The organism is Sphingomonas sp. LR60 (genome assembly GCF_036855935.1).
In the GTDB taxonomy this organism is placed as follows: Bacteria; Pseudomonadota; Alphaproteobacteria; order Sphingomonadales; family Sphingomonadaceae; genus Sphingomonas.
In genome coordinates this window covers 867,420-885,847 of record NZ_JASPFK010000001.1, presented here as the reverse complement: position 1 = coordinate 885,847, position 18,428 = coordinate 867,420, and the positions used below count along the sequence as shown (strand labels likewise).

19 protein-coding genes and 1 tRNA gene are annotated in these 18,428 nt (G+C 68.4%); 10 read left to right on the top strand and 10 right to left on the bottom strand.

Annotation, left to right across the window (positions count from 1 at the left end):
- Positions 1-96: 96 nt before the first annotated feature.
- Positions 97-990 (bottom strand): Gfo/Idh/MocA family protein, encoded by an 894-nt coding sequence (locus QP166_RS04155; protein WP_333914767.1) that lies wholly within the window; start codon positions 988-990, stop codon positions 97-99.
- Between the two features lie 204 nt (positions 991-1,194).
- Here QP166_RS04155 and uvsE point away from each other — a divergent pair, with 204 nt between their 5' ends.
- The 8 genes from uvsE to QP166_RS04115 all read left to right on the top strand — a co-directional run bounded on the left by uvsE (position 1,195) and on the right by QP166_RS04115 (position 6,954).
- Positions 1,195-2,388, top strand: coding sequence for a UV DNA damage repair endonuclease UvsE (gene uvsE / locus QP166_RS04150; protein WP_333914766.1), 1,194 nt, complete (start codon positions 1,195-1,197; stop codon positions 2,386-2,388).
- A 90-nt stretch (positions 2,389-2,478) separates the two neighbouring features.
- Positions 2,479-2,913, top strand: coding sequence for a pyridoxamine 5'-phosphate oxidase family protein (locus QP166_RS04145; protein ID WP_333914765.1), 435 nt, complete (start codon positions 2,479-2,481; stop codon positions 2,911-2,913).
- Positions 2,910-3,956 (top strand): glycosyltransferase, encoded by a 1,047-nt coding sequence (locus QP166_RS04140; protein ID WP_333914764.1) that lies wholly within the window; start codon positions 2,910-2,912, stop codon positions 3,954-3,956. The genes QP166_RS04145 and QP166_RS04140 overlap by 4 nt, the downstream gene beginning before the upstream one ends.
- Positions 3,953-4,927 carry an acyl-CoA dehydrogenase gene (locus QP166_RS04135; RefSeq protein WP_333914763.1) on the top strand — a complete coding sequence of 325 codons (975 nt, stop codon included), beginning with the start codon at positions 3,953-3,955 and terminating at the stop codon, positions 4,925-4,927. The genes QP166_RS04140 and QP166_RS04135 overlap by 4 nt, the downstream gene beginning before the upstream one ends.
- Positions 4,924-5,577 (top strand): PIG-L deacetylase family protein, encoded by a 654-nt coding sequence (locus tag QP166_RS04130; RefSeq protein WP_333914762.1) that lies wholly within the window; start codon positions 4,924-4,926, stop codon positions 5,575-5,577. The genes QP166_RS04135 and QP166_RS04130 overlap by 4 nt, the downstream gene beginning before the upstream one ends.
- On the top strand, positions 5,574-6,200 hold the full coding sequence (locus QP166_RS04125) for a methyltransferase domain-containing protein (protein ID WP_333914761.1): 627 nt from the start codon (positions 5,574-5,576) through the stop codon (positions 6,198-6,200). The genes QP166_RS04130 and QP166_RS04125 overlap by 4 nt, the downstream gene beginning before the upstream one ends.
- Before the next feature lie 51 nt (positions 6,201-6,251).
- On the top strand, positions 6,252-6,521 hold the full coding sequence (locus QP166_RS04120; RefSeq protein ID WP_333914760.1) for a hypothetical protein: 270 nt from the start codon (positions 6,252-6,254) through the stop codon (positions 6,519-6,521).
- A 229-nt stretch (positions 6,522-6,750) separates the two neighbouring features.
- Positions 6,751-6,954, top strand: a complete 204-nt coding sequence (locus QP166_RS04115) for a helix-hairpin-helix domain-containing protein (RefSeq protein WP_333914759.1) — start codon at positions 6,751-6,753, stop codon at positions 6,952-6,954.
- On the opposite strand, the gene QP166_RS04110 is transcribed toward QP166_RS04115, so the two are convergent.
- Both QP166_RS04110 and QP166_RS04105 read right to left on the bottom strand, forming a co-directional pair.
- A complete protein-coding gene (locus QP166_RS04110; RefSeq protein WP_333914758.1) occupies positions 6,951-7,358 on the bottom strand; it encodes a response regulator in 408 nt (135 codons plus the stop codon). The two genes, QP166_RS04115 and QP166_RS04110, sit on opposite strands and share 4 nt — an antisense overlap.
- Before the next feature lie 63 nt (positions 7,359-7,421).
- The gene (locus QP166_RS04105) at positions 7,422-10,202 is read right to left on the bottom strand and encodes a valine--tRNA ligase (protein WP_333914757.1); all 2,781 of its coding nucleotides are present in this window, start codon (positions 10,200-10,202) and stop codon (positions 7,422-7,424) included.
- A 101-nt stretch (positions 10,203-10,303) separates the two neighbouring features.
- Here QP166_RS04105 and QP166_RS04100 point away from each other — a divergent pair, with 101 nt between their 5' ends.
- Positions 10,304-10,687, top strand: coding sequence for a hypothetical protein (locus QP166_RS04100; protein WP_333914756.1), 384 nt, complete (start codon positions 10,304-10,306; stop codon positions 10,685-10,687).
- On the opposite strand, the gene QP166_RS04095 is transcribed toward QP166_RS04100, so the two are convergent.
- The 4 genes from QP166_RS04095 to QP166_RS04080 form a co-directional block, all read right to left on the bottom strand.
- The gene (locus tag QP166_RS04095; RefSeq protein ID WP_333914755.1) at positions 10,684-12,714 is read right to left on the bottom strand and encodes a S9 family peptidase; all 2,031 of its coding nucleotides are present in this window, start codon (positions 12,712-12,714) and stop codon (positions 10,684-10,686) included. The two genes, QP166_RS04100 and QP166_RS04095, sit on opposite strands and share 4 nt — an antisense overlap.
- Positions 12,715-12,801: 87 nt before the next feature.
- Positions 12,802-13,380: a DUF2497 domain-containing protein gene (locus QP166_RS04090; RefSeq protein WP_333914753.1), complete on the bottom strand. Its 579-nt coding sequence runs from the start codon at positions 13,378-13,380 to the stop codon at positions 12,802-12,804.
- A 30-nt stretch (positions 13,381-13,410) separates the two neighbouring features.
- Entirely contained in the window at positions 13,411-14,940 is a 1,530-nt protein-coding gene (locus tag QP166_RS04085; protein ID WP_333914752.1) for a TolC family outer membrane protein, read from the bottom strand.
- Positions 14,941-14,951: 11 nt separating this feature from the next.
- Positions 14,952-15,626: a protein-L-isoaspartate O-methyltransferase family protein gene (locus tag QP166_RS04080; protein ID WP_333914751.1), complete on the bottom strand. Its 675-nt coding sequence runs from the start codon at positions 15,624-15,626 to the stop codon at positions 14,952-14,954.
- Positions 15,627-15,768: 142 nt separating this feature from the next.
- On the opposite strand from QP166_RS04080, the gene QP166_RS04075 reads away from it, so the two are divergent.
- Positions 15,769-15,842 (top strand) — tRNA-Cys (locus tag QP166_RS04075).
- A gap of 10 nt (positions 15,843-15,852) precedes the next feature.
- Here the strand turns inward: QP166_RS04075 and QP166_RS04070 are convergent.
- From QP166_RS04070 to QP166_RS04060, 3 genes are read right to left on the bottom strand one after another with little or no spacing between them, the layout of a single operon-like run.
- On the bottom strand, positions 15,853-16,629 hold the full coding sequence (locus tag QP166_RS04070; RefSeq protein WP_333914750.1) for an ABC transporter ATP-binding protein: 777 nt from the start codon (positions 16,627-16,629) through the stop codon (positions 15,853-15,855).
- Entirely contained in the window at positions 16,626-17,588 is a 963-nt protein-coding gene (locus QP166_RS04065; protein ID WP_333914749.1) for a FecCD family ABC transporter permease, read from the bottom strand. Before QP166_RS04065 ends, QP166_RS04070 begins: the two co-directional genes overlap by 4 nt.
- A complete protein-coding gene (locus tag QP166_RS04060; protein WP_333914748.1) occupies positions 17,585-18,397 on the bottom strand; it encodes an ABC transporter substrate-binding protein in 813 nt (270 codons plus the stop codon). The genes QP166_RS04065 and QP166_RS04060 overlap by 4 nt, the downstream gene beginning before the upstream one ends.
- Positions 18,398-18,428: the final 31 nt, after the last annotated feature.

Below are 18,428 nucleotides of genomic sequence, written 5' to 3'. Positions count from 1 at the left end.
GATGTGCGTCGCGCTTCATCGCCTAGGCCTTCCCAACCGGGCCCCGGCCTTCGCCGGGGTACAATTAGAGAGGGTTCAAGCCAGCTGGATCAAATTCTAGCGTTCCGCGTGGCGGACGATCGCCTCGCAGGTGTCGTGCGTCGCCAACAGGCTGGCGGCGTCGACCGGGCGACGTTCGCGCGCGGCGCGCAGGAAGTCGTCGCACATCGCCTCGAAGCCGCGTTGCCGTCCGACCGAATGCCAGTCGCCGCGGCGATGGAAGCTTTGCGTGCCGCGCGCCTCGACGCGATCGGCGAGGTTGAGGACGGTGTGTCGCGCACCACCGCCGATGACGTCGAGCCGTTCCTCGTCGAGCCCGCTGTCGCGATGCATCGTGCCGATCGCGGTGAAGCCATCGCCCGCCAGCGTGAGTGTGATCGCGTGGAGCATTCCGTCGACGACATGGGTGTCGATCGTGCGGCGGAGCACCGGCGCCGGCGCGAGGAACAACAAGGTATCGACGACATGGATGAAGTCGTCGAAGACGACCCGCCTGGGTCGGTCGGGCTGGCGGTGGCGGTGCTTCTCCATCGTGATGAGGCTGGCGTCGACGCTCTTCAGCGCGGCATAATCGGGGGCGAACCGCCGGTTGAACCCGACCATGAGCGGGGTGGCGCGCGCAGCGGCGAGCGCGACCAACGCTTCCACCTCGGCGAGATTGTCGGCGAGCGGCTTGTCGACGAACGTGGGAATGCCGTACTCGATCAGGAGCCGCACGAGGTCGCCATGCGCAACGGTGGCCGCGTGGACGAAGGCGGCGTCGAACGTGGTCGCGCGCATCGCCTCGGCGGCACTCGTGTAGCGATGCGCGATGCGGAAGGTGCGGCCGACCTCGTCGAGAACCTCACCATCGCGGGTCGCCACATGCAGGTCGAGATCGGTGCGTCGGGACAGGACCGGAAGGTACGCCTTGCGGGCGATATCGCCCAATCCGATCAGCAGCACGCGCATAACGTCGATCCCCGGTCCAGCACGATCGCTGCTTCTGTCGGGCTGCGTTACCGCCATCGGTGCGGCGACGGCAACAGGCGGCCACCGGACCCGGGCACGCGACAAGCGCACGGAGCCGCACGGCCCATGCTGCGTTGGCGTCCGGATGAAGAGCAGGCTTTCTCAACAAGATAACGTGAGCGTGCGACAAGCGGGAGTGACCGAATGACCGATCCCGATCGTCCGCTTCGTCTCGGCTTTCCCGTCAAGGTGATGGGCCGACCCGATCTCAAGAGCCAGGACACGCGGCGCTGGCAGAAGAACCCGCATCTGAAATGCTCGCTCGAACTGCTCGACGCGGTGCTCGACTACCTCAAGTCCGAGAAGCTGGACATGTACCGGCTGTCGTCGGACATCGCGCCCTACGCCACGCATCCCGACATGCCGCAATTCCACTCGATGGTCGCGGACAGCGATGCGGAGCTTCGCGCGTTCGGCGCGAAGGCCAAGGCGTATGACATGCGCCTGTCGTTTCACCCGTCGCAATATGTCCTGCTCAACTCGCCAAACCCCGAGCTGACCAGGAAGAGCATCTGGGACCTGTCGAGTCAGGCCGAGATGCTCGATCGGATGGCGCTGGACGACGAAGCCGTGATGATCACGCATGTCGGTGGCGTGTACGACGATCATGAGGCGAGCCGCGCGCGCTGGATAGAAGGATGGGAGCAATGCCCCGAGCACGTTCGGCAGCGACTGGTGCTCGAGAATGACGACATCCGCTTCTCGGCCGCCGATGTGCTGTGGATCCACGAACGCACCGGCGTGCGATTGATCTTCGACTACCAGCACATGTGGTGTCTGAACCCCGAGCGGCTGGACATGCGCGAGACGCTGGAACGCTTCCTCGCCACCTGGCCGGCGGGTGTGCGACCGAAGATCCATTTCTCCTCGCCGCGCACCGAGCTGCGTGAGATCAAGCAGAAGATCACGCCCAAGGCGCGCGCGGCGGCACAGGCGGGGACGGCAAAGGCGAAGAAGGGCGAGGTGCTGAAGGCGCCGGTCAAGGCCAGCGCGCGCGTCAAGACCGTGCTGCGACCGCCGGTGTGGACCGGACATGCCGACTTCACCAATCCGTTCGAGTTCGCGACGTTCATGCGGATGGCCGAGGGATTGGTGTTCGACGTGATGATGGAGGGCAAGTCCAAGGATCTCAGCCTGCTGCGGCTGCGCCCGGACCTGTTGCGCTTCGCACCCGATGTTGCCGCGCGCTTCGGGATCACCGAGGAGGATGCCGCGACGCTCGCCGCGGACGAAGCGCGGCTGGAGCGCGGTGTCGGTGCGGAGGCGGAGCCCGACGTCGACGAGGGCGAGCTGACCGGGGCCGCGCAAGTTGATGGGGATCAACTAGAAAGAGCATGAACAAAGGTCACGGTGCGACCGTTACGTTGGTGATCCGACATGGCGTGCGGCTAATCGTTGCGACGCTGTCGATAAAGAGGATGACCGGGCATGGCCGAGCTGACGCTGGAAGAGCTGTCGAAGAAGATGGCCAAACTCGACTTCGCGATGTTGACGACGCAGTCGGGTGACGGCGTGACGACCGCCCGCCCGATGAGCAACAACGGCGATGTCGACTATACCGGCGACAGCTATTTCTTCTCGTACGGCAATTCACGCAAGGTTTCGGACATCCGCAGCGTGCCGCAGGTCTGCCTCAGCTACACCGGCGCCGCAGGAATGCTTGGTGGACCGCCGCTGTTCGTCGCAGTCGAGGGCACAGCCGAACTGATCGACGACAAGGCGCAGTTCGAGGCGCATTGGACCAAGGATCTCGACCGCTACTTCCCCGAAGGCATCGACACGCCCGACGTGATGATGATCAAGGTTCGCGCCGATCGCATCCGTTACTGGGACGGCGGCGACGAAGGCGAGCTGCGCGCTTGAGCGACGCGGCGGGGGCGCGCGACGCTCCGCCCGCAATGGCGATCTGCGTTCCGGCGCGAAACGAGGCGGCGCGGCTGCCGCGGTTGTTCGAGGCGCTGGAGCGGCTTGCCGTCCCTGCCGGCACGACGGTGCATGTCTGCGTGCTGCTCGACACATGTACCGATCGGAGCGCCGAGGTCGCCATGGCCTATGCCGGACGCGCTAGTCACCGGGTTCACGTCGCCAGCGTCGGCGGGTCGGCCGCCAACGCCGGGATCGCGCGCCACGCCGCAATGACGCTCGGCATCGCAGCAGTGCCACGCGGCGGCGATATCCTGCTCAGCACCGATGCCGATAGCTGGCCCGGCACCGACTGGCTGCTCGCGACGGTCGCCGCGCTCGATGCGGCCGATCTGGTCGCGGGTGACGTCCAGCGCCGCGCCGGTCCCCAGGATCGCGCGCAGGATCGCATCGAGCGTTATTACGCGCGCCTCTATGCGCTGCGTCGCCGGATCGACCCGCTCGGCTGGGAGGCGTGCGCGACGCATCATCACGCCAGCGGCGCCAACATGGCGATGCGCGTCGACACCTATAAGGCGCTGGGCGGATTCGCGCCGGTGGCGAGCGGCGAGGATGCGCGGCTGCTGGACGATGCGTCGCGGGCCGGGCTGCGCGTGCGTCGCGATGCCGCCAGCATCGTCCATACGTCGGCGCGGCGGCATGGGCGCGCCGTCGGCGGTCTGGCGACCGCGCTCCAGATGCTCGATCGCACCGGGTGCGACGGCGTGCGCGTCACCGATCCGGACGACCAGCTTTGGCAGTATCGGCACCACGTGCTGGCCCGCCGCGCGTTTGCCGCCAGCGATCTCTCGCTGCTCGTCGCGCCACTCCGACTGAGTCTCGACCATCTGCGCGGCGTCGCCCGCGACTGCCCGAATGCGGAGGCGTTCGCGATGCGCGTGGTGCCCGAGGCGCCCGCGGGAATGCGGCAGGTTTCGCTCGCGACCGCCGAGCGCACGCTCGCCGCGCTGATCGACGGCACGATCCCGGCGCAGGCAGCGTGAGCGACCTGCGCGTGCGCCTTCCGGCGATGACCCGCGCCCATCGCGCGGCGCGCGATCCGGAAGATGCCGCGGCGCTGCTCGGGCTGTTGCGGCTGTTGTACGAGGTCGGGCGCGAAGACCTGCCGCTCGGTCGATTGTTCGAAGGGCATGTCGACGCGGTGCAGATCGTCACGCGCTATGGCACGCCGGCACAGCACCGTGCGCTGGCCGCGGCGATCGACGGCGGGGCGATGCTCGGTGTCTGGAACGCGGATCTTCGTGGGGAAGCGCTTCGGCTCGACGATGAGCGGCTGAGCGGCGGCAAGAGCTTCGCATCGGGCGCGGGCATCCTGACACACGCGCTGGTCAGCGTCGATGTGGCGGCCGGGCGCCAGTTGGTGTTGCTCGATCTGGCCACTGCCCCACCGTCGATCGATCGCGGCATCTGGCGCGTGGCCGGAATGCAGCGATCGGAGTCGCATGTCGTGCGCTGGCAGGACGTCTCCGTCGACCCCGACGCGCTGATCGGCGCGCCCGGCGACTATGTGCGCGAGCCGTGGTTCAGCGGTGGCGCGCTCCGGTTCACCGCAGTGCAGGCCGGCGGGATCGCGCGGCTGGTCGACGGGGTGCGCGACCATCTGGTGGCGCTCGACCGCGCGGCGGACCCGCATCAGGCCGGTCGACTGGCGCGACTCTTCGGGCTGGCGGAGAGCGCCGCTGCGGCGGTGCGCCGGGCCAGCGAAGCATGGTTCGTCGACGAGGCCGCGCGCCTGCCGCTCGTCGCCGCGGCGCGCGCGTCGGTGTATGCGGCGGGCGGCGAAGCGCTCGGGCTCGCGCAGGAGGCGGTCGGTGTCTCCGCGCTGTTTCTCGAGCATCCGCTCTCCGCGACGATCACCGACCTGGCGATGTACCTGCGCCAACCCGGTCCCGACGCGCAGCGGATGCAGGTCGGCGCGGCGGTCGCGTCCGGTATCATGCGGCCGACTTTGTGAGGTTCGATCCCGGCCGCGCACGCGCACTCTTGGTGGTCGCGCCGCATCCCGATGACGAGGCGATCGCGGCGCATGGCCTGATCGCGCGGCTCGCCCGGCGCGGCGTGCGCGTCGCGATCCTCGTCGTCAGCGATGGTGCGGCATCGCACCCCGCGAGCAAGGCGTGGCCGCGCCAGCGACTGATCCGCGAGCGCCAGCGCGAGACGCGCCGTGCGATGCGGCGGGCGGGCGTGCCGGCGAGCGCCATCGCCTTCCTCGGCCTGCCCGACGGACGGCTCGGTGCTCATGCCGCGGATATTCGTCGGAGCATCACGCGAGCCGTGCGGGCACTGCCGACGCCGTCGCTTGCGCTCGTCCCCTCCCCGGCCGATGCGCATCCCGACCACCGCGTGGTCGCGGCGGCGGCGGTGCGGCAGCCGAACGTGCAATGGTGGCGCTATCCGGTGTGGCCCGCGGGGCAGCAGCTGCGAGGCGCGCGCATCCTGGCGCTGTCCGCACAGGAACGTCTCGCCAAGCGTCACGCGATCCGCAGCTATCGCACGCAGGCCGGTCGGATCACCGACGACCCAGGTGGATTCGCGATGACCGCGCAGCAGATCGCCGCGTTCAGTCGCCCGCAGGAAGTGTTCGCGCGGGCGGCCGGACGGTGAGGCCGATCACGCTCGACGCGTTCGAACGCACCTTCACGAACGATCCCGATCCGTGGCGGACCTTCTCCGACCGCGACGAGGCGATCAAGCGCGCCGCGATCCTGCACGCGATCGGCGCCGGCCCGCACGGCCGCATCCTCGAACTGGCCGCGGGCAATGGATCGAACAGCCGTGCGCTGGCGGCGCGCGCCTTGCGGCTCGATGCGACCGAGGCGACCATTGCGGGGACACGGCTGGTGGCAGCGGCGCTGCGCGACGGCGCTCCCCGTGCGCGCGCGCTTCGGCTCGCGGTGCCCGCACGGCTGCCCCGCGCGTGCTACGACGCGATCGTGATCGCCGAACTGCTCTATTATCTGTCGCCCCGCGCGATGGCACGCACCGCGCGCGACGCTGCACGGGCGCTGCGTCGCGGCGGAACGTTGGTGCTCGCCCATCATCGCATCGACTTTCACGACTTCACGCAACATGCCGCGCACCTGCAGCGCGCCTTCCTGCAGCAGACGCAGCAGGCGTGGCAGGTCAGGACGGTCCGCCGTACCGGACGTTGGGTGGTGCTTGCGTGCACGATCTCGGGCGATCTGCCGCGCGCTCGCGCGAAATCGGCCGCGGGAACAATCGGATGACGACGATGCTTCTACGCTGTTGAGGTGTCACCTCCAACGAAGGGGAATTTCATGAAGAAGCTGTTTGCGATCGCGATGCTGGCCGGCGTGGCGTCACTGACCGCGTGCAACTCGAGCCCGCGCGAGCAGGCCGCCGACAATATCGAGGCGAATGCCGAAGCGGTGGCGGACAATCTCGAGGATGCCGCGGACAACGTCGACAACGACGCGGCCGAGGATCTACTGGAGAACAAGGCCGACGCGGTTCGCGACCTTGGCGACAAGAAGGCCGAAGACATGCGGACCAACGACCCCGACACCAACCTGAAGAACGGCATGTAAGGTGTGATCCGCCGAAGCTGAAGTTTGGGGTTCAGGTGGGGAAGTCAGGAAGATGAAGCGCAATGCGCATCATTGACGCCTCCCAACTGGGCCCCGGCCTTCGTCGGGGAACAGATAGTGTTGGTTCAACCGGTCGAATCAAAAATTCAAGTCACGGCGGATGGCGTCAGGAGCTCGCTTCGTCACCATGACGATGGCGGAACGGTCTCGCCGCCTCAGGGAGACGCGTATGGCCGACACGCCGCTTGTCAACGTGAACACCGCCTCCGCCGAAGGGCTGGACGCGATCCCCGGGCTTGAGGGCCACGGGTTCGATATCGTTCGTTATCGCGGCGAGCGTGGCCGCTTCACCGACCTGCGCCAGCTCGACGAGGTTCCGGGCCTGACCGGCAAGGCCGACGATGGTCGGGCGTCGCTGACGGTCGGCGATTAGATCACTTTCCGCAACGGCTCGGGCTTCTTGTCGTCGGGCATGATCTCGGCGAGATGTTCGTGGACCATCCGCTGGTTGAACGGCTTGGGGATGAACGTCGCCCGGTCGGGCATGTCACCTTCTTCGGGACAGACGTGGCCGGACGCGATGACGATCTCGATCTGCGGCCAATGTTCGGCGACATGCCGCGCCAGCGCGAAGCCGTTCATCCCGCCGGGCATATCGACGTCGGAGAACAGCAGCACGACGCTTTCCCAATGCTTGCCGAGCAAGGCGACCGCTTCGTGACCATCGAAGCTTTCGTGAACGCGAAACCCCGCATCCTCGAGGATGAAGGTCGTTTCCATCATGATGATAGGATCGTCTTCGACGACGACGGCGTAGGGGGCGGTGGAAAGCGACATAAATCACTCAACCGCCGCCGATCCTTGTAGTTGCCGCGTCAAAGACGATTACGGTGGAAAGCGCTATCCCAGCCGCGCCAGCGCCGCCGCGAACCGCTCCGCATCGGCGCTCTTCTCGGCATGATCGGCGCGCGCCTTTTCGACCGCTTCCGGCTTGGCGCGCTCGACGAAACTGGCGTTCCCCAGCCGCCCGGCGAGCGCATCGCGCTCCTTCTCCGCCGCCGCCAGCGACTTCTGCAACCGCTGCCGCTCGGCATCGAGGTCGATCACGCCGTCCAGTGCGAGCGCGAACGTCTCCGCCCCCCAAAGGATCGGCGCACGCGCGCCGTGCGCCTCGCCCGCGGTCAGCGTCACGCGTGCCAGCCGCTCGACATACGGCGCGATTTCCGCCGGCACCTCCCCGGCGCCGGTGTGCAGCGCGATCTTCGCGCCGGGCGGGACGTTGAGTTCGGCGCGCGCGCCGCGCACCGCCTCGACCAGCTCGATCGCCCGCCCGATCTGCGCCACCGCTGTCGGATCGAGCGCGCGCGCATCGGCCATCGGCCAGTGCGCGACGATCAGTTCATGCGCGCGGGGGCTGAGCGCGTGCCACAATTCCTCGGTGATGAACGGCATGAACGGGTGGAGCAGGATCAGGATCTGATCGAGCACCCAGCCCGCGACGGCCTTCGTCTCGTCGTCGATCCCGCCCCTCTCGACTGCGCTCGAGACAGGCTTGATCAATTCGAGATACCAGTCGCAGAACCGGCTCCAGACGAATTGATAGATCGCGTTCGCCGCGGCGTCGAAGCGATAGTCGGCAAGCGCGAGGTCGACCGCCTGCACCGTCGCCACCGTCTCGGCGACGATCCACTTGTTGACCGCGTGGCGAGCGACCGGCGGCTCGATCGTCGTCGACCCGCCGATGCCGTTCGCCTGCGCGAAGCGGCTGGCGTTCCACAGCTTGGTCGCGAAGTTGCGATAGCCCTCGACGCGCTTCTCATCCATCTTGATGTCGCGGCCCTGGCTTTCCATCGCCGCCATGAAGAAGCGCAGCGCGTCCGCGCCATAGGCGTCGATCAACCCGAGCGGATCGACGGTGTTGCCCTTCGATTTCGACATCTTCGCGCCGTCGGCCGCGCGGACCAGCCCGTGCAGATAAAGCGTCTTGAACGGCACATCGCCCATGAACTCGATGCCCTGCATCATCATGCGCGCATCCCAGAAGAACAGGATGTCGAAGCCGGAGATCAGGACGTCGTTGGGGTAGCGACCGTGGAGCGTTTCTAGCCCTCTCCCCTCCGGGGAGAGGGTGGGGTGAGGGGCCGAGGTCTCACCGAGACCGGCCTCTCCGTGAGACACCAACCCCTCACCCAAACCCTCTCCCCGGAGGGGAGAGGGCTTATTTGCGGCATCGGGCCACCCCAAAGTCGCGAACGGCCAGAGCGCGCTGGAGAACCACGTATCGAGGACGTCCTCGTCCTGCCGCAGCGCTACGCCATCACCCGCTTGGCGCTGCGCCTCCTCGGCGCTCTCGGCGACGAAGATGCGGCCATCGTCGGCGAACCACGCCGGGATGCGATGCCCCCACCACAATTGCCGCGACACGCACCACGGCTGGATATTCTCCATCCAGTTGAAGAACGTCTTCTCCCACGTCTTCGGGACGATCTTGATCTTGCCCGAGCGCACCGCCTCGATCGCCGGCTTGGCGAGCGTCGCGGCGTCGACATACCATTGGTCGGTCAGCCACGGCTCGATCACCACCCCCGAGCGGTCGCCGTAAGGCGTCTGGATCGTGCGCGCTTCGGCGTCATGTTCGACGCCGTCCTTGTCGAGATGCGGGATCAGCACGCCCTCGGCCTTCAGCCGCGCGACGACTGCCTTGCGCGCCTCGGCGGTGGTCAGCCCCAGGAACTCGGCCGGGATCAGCGCGTCGGCGGTCTGTACCACCCGTGCCTGTGCATCGAGCATGTTGAGCATGTCGCGCGCCTCGATCCCGGCGCGGCGGCCGACCTCGAAGTCGTTGAAGTCATGCCCCGGCGTGATCTTCACCGCGCCCGAGCCGAGCGCCGGATCGGCGTGCTCGTCCGCGACGATCGGGATCAACCGCCCGGTGATCGGCAGCCGCACCTGTTGCCCCACCAACGCGCGATAACGCTCGTCTTCGGGGTGCACCGCGATCGCCATGTCGGCGAGCATCGTCTCGGGACGCGTCGTCGCGACGTCGATATGGCCCGAGCCATCCGCCAGCGGATAGCGCAAATGCCAGAAGCTGCCGCGCACCTCGCGCGTCTCGACCTCGAGGTCGCTGATCGCGGTGCCGAGGCCCGGGTCCCAATTGACCAGCCTTTTGTCACGGAAAAGCAAACCGCGCGCGTGCAGCTCGACGAACACCTTCAGCACTGCCTTGCTGAAGCCCTCGTCCATCGTGAACCGCTCGTTCGCCCAGTCCATGGAGCAGCCGAGCCGGCGCAGCTGGCGGGTGATCTGCCCGCCGCTTTCCGCCTTCCACGTCCACACCTTGTCGACGAACGCCTCGCGCGACAGGTCGGTGCGCTTCTCGCCCGCGGCGGCCATCTGCCGCTCGACCACCATCTGCGTCGCGATCCCGGCGTGATCGGTGCCGACCACCCAGAGCGCATCCTTGCCCTTCAACCGCGCGTGGCGCGTCAGGATATCCTGCAACGTATTGTCGAGCGCATGGCCGATGTGCAGCGAACCCGTCACGTTGGGCGGCGGGTTGACGATCGTCCACGGCTCGGCATTCGGACGATCGGGGCGGAACAGGCCCTTGTCCTCCCAATGGGCATACCATTTGGATTCGATGGCGGCGGGGTCGAAGGTCTTCGGAAGCTCGGTCATGTCCGTGTCTGTAGCCACAGCAAACCGCGCTGAGAAGCCGCCGGCCAACACTTGCTTAACCTGAGTGGCCTAGCAGCGGAGTCGGGGGAAAGACCGACCGAATGGCGAAGTTCCAGAACGATCACGATGCGATCCGTGCGGCGATGCAACGCTATGCCGCGCTGTTGGCAGGTGGGCACGAAGCGGTCGCGGCAGAAATGCTGCGCGAGCGCGTGCTCTTCTCGCACCTGCTGCATCGGCACCGCGCCGACGAAGACATGGAGACCGGGCGGACGCTGCCCGGTGCGCCGCTCGCCGCCGCGCTGGCGGCGGACATGCAGGCGCTGCTCGCCGAATATAGCGCACACGTCCGCGCCTGGCCGCCGGCGCGCATCCCCGGCGAATGGGACAGCTATGCCAAAGCGGTGCTCAAGCTGCAGCAGCGGATGCGGATGCGGCTCGCATGGGAAGAGCGTGAACTCTTCCCATTTTTGTCCGCGGCCTAGCGCGCGCCCTTCGTCCAGCGATCCATCCAGCCCAGCACCTCGCGATACCATTGCCGCGAGTTGGACGGCTTCAGCACCCAATGGTTCTCGTTCGGGAACACCAGCAAGCGCGAGGGAATGTCGCGCCGCTGGAGCGCGGTGAAGGCCGCCAGACCCTGCGTATAGGGGATGCGGAAGTCCTTCTCGCCGGTGATGACGAGTTGCGGCGTCTTCCACTTGTCGACGTAATTGACGGGGTTCCACTTCTCGAATGCCTGCGGGTCCTGGAAATAGGCCTTCCCGCCATGTTCCCATTCGTCGAACCAGAGTTCCTCGGTCTCATAGGCCATGGCGCGCGCGTCGAAGACGCCGTCGTGCTGGACGATGCACTTGAAGCGATCGGGCCAGCGTCCCTCGATCCAGTTCATCATATAGCCGCCGTAGCTGGCGCCGAGCGCGCAGGCATTGTCGCCGTCCAGCCACGCGAATTTGGTCGTCGCGGCGGCGAGTCCCTTTTGCAGATCCTCGAGCGGCCAGCCGCCCCAATTGTTGCGGATCGCATCGGTGAATGCCTGACCGTACCCGGTCGAGCCGTGGAAATCGACCGCGACGAGCCCGTAACCGGCCCCCGCGAATACCGCGGGGTTCCAGCGGTAGGACCAGCTGTTGTTGCTCGATCCCTGCGGCCCGCCGTGGACCATGAACGCGACCGGAACCTTGCCCGCGACGCCATAAGGCTGCACCGCATAGCCCCAGACGATGTCACCGTTCGCGCCCTTGAAGCTGAAGCGCTCGACCGTCGGCATATCGATGCCGGCCAGTCGCGCGGCGTTGACCTGCGTCAGCCGCAACGTGCTGCGCTGCGGCCCGACGCGGTAGAAATCGTCGGGCGCGGTCAGGCTGTTCATCGCCACCACGACACCCTGCGCACCGACCGCGACAGCCGAGACATGCCCTTCCCCGGTCAGCCGCGTCACCTGCCCATGCGCGACATCGACCTGGAACAGCGGCGTTTCCTGCGTGTCGTCGGCGGTGACGTAGAGCGAGCGCGAGTCGGGCGCCCATTGCAGCGACCCCGGCGAGCGATCCCAGCGCTCGGTCAGCGAGACCGTCTGCCCCGACGCAAGATCACGCACCATCACGACGAAGCGATCCGCCTCATAGCCCGCGCGGCGCATCGCCAGCCACGCAAGCTTGCGCCCATCGGGTGACACCGCCGGCTGCGTATCGGTCGCCTGATTGGCGGCGGTCAGGTTGGTCGGTGCGGCGCTGGCGTCGGCGGGGACCGCGAAGATGTCGAGGTTGGTCGACAGCGGCTCGATCCGCCCCGGCTCACGCAGCGCGAAATAGACGGTGCGTCCGTCGGGACTCCAGTTCACTTCCTCCGCGCCGCCGAACGGCTTGGACGGTGTGTCGCCGAGCAGTGCCGGGGCGAGCGCGCGCCCGTTGCCGCGCGCACCCGCGGCGGTCAGCGGAAGCACGAACAATTGCGAGCGATTGCCGTCCGCCCATGTATCCCAATGCCGCACGAACAATTGATCGTAGGTGCGCCCGCTGCCCGGATTGGCGGCCTTCTTGTCGGTGGCGGGCTCCAGCGACGGCGCGCCGGGGCGACGATCCGCCCAGATCAGCACGCGGTCGCCGGTCGGCGCGACCTTGAAGCCGTTGAACCCGCCCTTGAAGTCGGTCAGCCGCCGCGGCGTGCCCCCGGCCACCGGCACCGACCATAGCGCGTCGTCGGCGGTGAAATAGACGGTGTTGCCGACCAGTTGCGGGTCGTTCTCGTCAAGCTGCGGATCGGCGGCGAGCTTCACCGGCGGCGCACCCTTGCGGGTCAGGTCGAGCTTCCAGAGGTCGTAGCGCCCGCGATCGGCGGCGACATCGGTTTCGCGCTGCGCCCAGACCAGCCAGCGCCCGTCCTTCGACATCGTCGGCGCACCGACCCGGCTGAGCGTGGTGACGTCGTCGATGGTGAGCTGCCGGGCGATGGCGGGCGCGGCGGTAGTGGCGGCAAGCGCGAGCAGAGTCGCGGAGGTCAGCATCTTCATGCGCGCGATGATAAAGCAGAAGGTCGCGTACGAGACAATCTCGTGAGGCGCTTCTCCGGCGCCGAAAGCACCCGATGTTGGGTGCGATCAGCCCTGCTTGGTGATCTTGGCGATCTCGCGCGCCACCATCTGCTCGACCAGGTTCGGAAGGTTCTGATCGAGCCAGTCGCTCAGCATCGGTCGCAGCATCTCGCGCACCAATCCCTCCAGCGTGCCGTCGCTGTCCGGATCGGGCTTGACGATCAGCTTCGACAGAGCACCCAGCGCACCACGTGTCGCCTGGACCGTCGCCGCCGACACGACAGAGGGCTCGTCGATCAGTGGCGATGCCGCCGTAAAGGGTGCGGGTGCCGGTGCAGGTTCGGCGGCGTCGTTGAGCACCGGGGCCGGCGGGACCGGTACGGTGACGCGCCCGTCGAACGGCTGCGAAACGCGTGGCGGCGCGAACGACGCCGGGGGCGGCGCTACCGGCTCGGGCGCCGGCAACGGCTCGGGCGCCGACAGGGGCTCGTTGAGTTCGAGGATCTGGTCGCCGGTCGGTTCGTCTTCGTCGCGCGGGGGCGGCGCAGGCGCGCGCCTTGCCGGAGGCGCCTCGCCCTCCTTGATGACCCGCTTGATCGAGGCGAGAATGTCTTCCATCGACGGCTCGCCGCTCACATCACCCATCGGGTCGACCTCGTAACGCTGCCCGTCGTCTCACGGGCGTGGAGTGTCGACACCTGTCGTCAATGCAGGCGTCCTGTCAACATTGCTTTCGAGCAGCGGGTCGAGCGGACGCGTCACGACCGCGGTCTGCGCCGGGCTGTCGGCGGTGCTGCGCGACACCGGAACCGCACGTTGCCCGTCGTCGAAATCGTTCAGCCTGCCACGTACCTTGGCGTAATGGATCGTCGGGTCGTACAGCGGCCCGCCGTCCAGACCGAGATCCTCGGCTTCGGCATGGCCCATCGCCGCCAGCAACGCGAAGCCTGCGACATAGGCGTCGCGTCGCGCCGAGACGAGCGTGACCTGGCTGTTGAGCAATTCCTGCTCGGCATTGAGGATATCGAGCACGGTACGCGTCCCGACGCTATTTTCGGCGCGGACGCCCTCGAGGCTCAGCTTGTTGGCGTTCACTGCCGCTTCGCTCGAGGCGATCACCTCCAGCGATGAGCGCCAAACCGCAAAGGCGGAACGCGCCGAGGCGATCACCTGCCGCTCGGTCGCGGTCGCCTGTTCGATCGCCTGCCCGCGCAACTCCTGCGCCTGCCGCACCAAGGCACCCGGCCGCCCGCCCTGATAGAGCGGCAGGCTGAGCGTCACGCCCGCGCTGGTGGCATTGCCGGTCTGCACGTTACCCAGCCCGGCCGCGCTGCCCTGCCCGAGCGAGCCGAGGAAGTTGAAGTAATTCTGCCCGAGCGTTGCATTCACCTGCGGCCGGCGATTGGCGCGCGCGACGCGGATGTCGTAATCGGTGGCGTCGCGGACATGCCGCGCCGCGATCAGGTTCGGATTGTCCTGGATCGCCACATCGACCGCGCCGTCCGCCGATGGCGGAAAGGCGGGTAGCTGCGGCGGGGCTTCCAGCACCCCCGGCGGCGAGCCGACCAGCCGGACATAATTCTCGCGGCTGGAGATCAACGTCGCCTGCGCCGATTGCAGCTGCGCACGCGCGAGGCTGAGCCGCGCCTCGGACTGCGCGACGTCGGTGCGCGTCAGATCGCCGACCTCGAACCGGTCGCGGCTGGCGCGCAGGTTCGTCTCCAGCACGCGAACGTTCTGCGTGTTGAGCCCGACGATCGCCTCGTCGCGGATCACGTTGTTGTACGCGCTGACCACGTCGGTGAAGGTCGTCGCCTCGGTCCCGCGCAGGTTCGCCTGCCCGGCCTCGACGCGGGTTTCCGCGGCCAACACGCCGTTGCGCACGCGCCCGCCCTGATACAGCGGCACCGTGACGCCCAATTGCGCATCCAGCCGACGTTCGGGCGTGGTGAAGCTGTTGCCGCCCCGCAGGAAATTGTCGGTCAGCCCGGTCTGCGCCGATACGCCCGGACGCCCCTGCGCGCGCGCGATCGGCACGTTCTCGTCATTCGCCCGCTGTGCCGCGCGTTGCGCGTTGAGCGTCGGATTGTCGCGATAGGCACGCACCAGCGCCTCGCGCAGCGTCTCTGCCGACGCCGGGTTCGCCCCGGCCAGCACCAATGTGATGGCAACTGTCGACAGCAGCGACGGCGAGCGAAGGCGCAAAGGGGTGATCCTTAGAAGGTAAAGCTGCGCGGACGCGCGAAGCCGGGAAGCGGGACCGAGTCGATATCCGCGAACGGCGTCAATGCGGTCGCCGCGCCGCGGTGGGTGCCCGCCGCGAGCCGGAACACGCCGCGATCGACGAGCCCGCTGACGATCCGCCCGCCGTCAACGACCTGCGAAGCGAGCGTCGAGGGCAGTTCCTCGATCGCCCCATCGACGATCAACACGTCGTACGGCGCGCCGGCCGGGTGCCCGTGCTCCAACGGCCCCTCGACCACGGTGACGTTCGGAGTCTGCGCCAGCGCGTCGCGCGCATGGGCAGCCAGATCGGGCAGCGTTTCCACCGCGACCACCTCGGCGACGAGCGACGCCAGCACCGCGGCGGTATAGCCGGCCGCCGCACCGATCAGCAGCACGCGGTCGCCCGGCTGCAATCGCGCCTGCACCAGCAGCCGTGCGGTGGCGAGCGGCGTGTTGAGCGCGCGTCCCTGCCCCAGTTCGACCGCGCGGTCGACATAGGCAAGCGCGGCGGCCTGTGCGGGCACGAAGCGTTCGCGCGGCACCTCGGCCATCGCCGCGACGATGCGCGGATCGTTGACCTGGGTGGTGCGCAACTGGCTGGCGACCATCGCCTGGCGCATCGCGGTGAAATCGTCATTCCGGAGAGCGGGGGCGGAGAGGGTCATGAGCCGTCCTGTGGCATAGCTGTTTTATCGATGCAACACACGTTGCGCCAACGGGCTTGTATCGCGCGCAGAACACACTTTGCAATCGGCCGCTTGACATCATGCCGCCACGCCCGCATCTGCGCGCCCTCACCGGCCTCGAGGCGCGATGGCGGAGTGGTGACGCAGAGGACTGCAAATCCTTGCACCCGGGTTCGATTCCCGGTCGCGCCTCCAGCGGCCCGTCTCAACCGGGCCGCCCGATCGGAACGATGTAGCGCTGCCCCGTCGCGGTGATGCCGGTCTCGACCGTCAGGCCATAGGTTTCGCCGACCAACGCGGCGGTCAGCACCTCGTCCGCCGCCCCCGCCGCGACCACCCGCCCGTCGCGCAGCAGCACGACATCGTCGGCCAGCCGCGCCGCGAGGTTCAGGTCGTGCACCACGAGCACCACGCCGCTGCCGCCCGCCGCCACCGCGCGAAGCTGCGCGCCGACCTCGAGCTGATGCGCGGGGTCGAGACTGGCGAGCGGTTCGTCGGCGAGCAGCCATTCGGGCTGACCGGCCAATACCCGTGCCAGCAACGCGCGCGCACGCTCGCCGCCCGACAGATGCTCGACCCCGCGCCGCACGAAGGCGGTCATGCCGGTCGCCGCCAGCGCGGCATCGACCGCCGCGCGATCCTCGGCCGTCTCGCCCCAACGCCCGCGCCATGGCAACCGTCCGAGCGCGACCAACGTCGCGACGTCGATGTTCCAGTGCACGTCCGCCGCCTGCGGCAGGAAGCCAATTCGCCGGGCGCGTTCCTGAGCCGACAATGTCCGCACGTCGGTGCCGTTCAGTGACGCGCGGCCGCTGGCGGACACATGCAGGCCGGCGAGGCACGCCAGCAGGCTGCTCTTGCCCGCACCGTTCGGCCCCAGCAGCGCGGTGACCCGCCCGCTCGCAAACGCCGCGTTGATCGATTGGAGGACGGCCTTGCCGCCGAGCGTCAGCGAGACGCCTTCCGTTGCCAGCACGCTCATGCCAGCCGCCGCCGCATCGCGATTAGCAGATAGAGGAAGAACGGCCCGCCCAGCATCGACATCGCGATCCCGAGTCGCAGCTCGCTGACGGTCGGCGCCAGTCGCACGAGGCTGTCGGCCAGCGTCAGCAACAACGCCCCGCCCAGCGCCGCCGGCAGCAGGGTCGCGGACGGGCGGTGCCCCGAGAACGGACGGACGAGATGCGGCACGATCAGCCCGACGAAACCGATCACCCCCGCCGCGGCGACCGACGCGCCGACCGTCAGGGCGACTCCGACGATCACCGCCATTTGCAGCCGCCGTGGATCGACTCCCATCGATCGTGCCGCCTGCTCGCCGAGCGTCAGCGCATCGAGCGATCGCGCGGTCCGCGCCAGCACCGCCATCCCCAGCAGGATCAGCGGCACCGACACCATCACCTCGTCCCAGCTCCGGTCGGTCAGCGCGCCCATCAACCACGTCATGATCTCCGACGCGGCGAACGGCGTCGGCGCGAGGCTGAGCGCCAGTGCGGTCAGCGAGCCGGTGATGCTGGTCAGGATCATCCCTGCGAGCGTGAACAGGATCAGGCTGCCCGATCGCCCCGCGATCAGCGCCAGCGCCGCCATCGTGACCGCGGCGCCGGTCAGCGCGAAGCTCGGCAACAGCCACGTCTGCGCGGCATAGCCGAAGTATAGCGAGCACACCGCGCCGAACGCCGCTCCGGACGACACGCCGAACAGCCCCGGATCGGCGAGCGGGTTGCGCAGATAGCCCTGCATCGTCGCGCCGGACATCCCCAGCGCCGCGCCGACCGCGAGCGCGAGGATCGTCCGCGGCAGCCGCAACTCGACGATGATGATCGAACGCGGATCGGCGGCGGTCCAGCCGTCAAGCGGCACCCACACCTTCCCCGCGGCGACCGACAGCGCGGCGGCGAGCAGCACGCCCAGCCCTAACAACAGCGTCGTGCGCGTCATCGCGCCGCCACCTGCGCGCGTACCGCCCGCAACCGCGCCATCCCGGCGATGATCGTCGGACCGCCGCAGTTCATCAGCCGGCCCGCGAACGGCGCGATCGTCACGCGCGTACCTAGCCGCCGCAGCGCGCGATGCCGCTCCATCCGCTCCCCAGCGCCCTGCGCGGCGGCGACCGACAGGATGATGCGCGGCGGATCGGCGAGCAGATATTCCAGCGGCAGCACGTCCCAGCGCTTCAGCCCGTAGCCGGCGCTGGCGTTGCGGAAGCCGGCGCTCCGCAGCATCTCGTCGGGCAGCGTCCCCGCCCCCGGCACCAGACCGCCCGGCCCGAAGATCACCGCGGACATCGGCGGCACCGCGTCGGCGCGCGCTGCGGCAGTGATTCGGCCGGCGAGCGCCGCGCCCCGGGCGGGATGGCCGATCGCCTCCGCCAGGTCTCGCGCCTGCTGCGCGCTTTCCGCAATCGAGTCGGGCAGCGCGAACTGCCGCAATTTTATGTGCATCCGCGTCAGCGCCGCGACCGTGGCCGGCGCGACATGCCCGCTTGCCACCACCAAATCGGGGCGGAGCGCTACCACTTCCTCGGCGGTGCCTGAGGTTGAGGGGAAGCGCCGCGCCCAGGCGAGCGGGACCGACGTAGCGCGCGGATCGTGCGAATAATGGCTGATCGCGGCGATCTGCGCCGGATCGGCGACCTGCATCAGCATCGCGTCGAGGCATGGATTGATCGACACGACGCGCGGCGCGCGTGCAGGCGCCGCACCGATCAGCACCGGCACTGCCAGCACTGCGGCGGCGACCCGCGCCATGCGAAATCTACGATCGCTCAACTTCATCCAT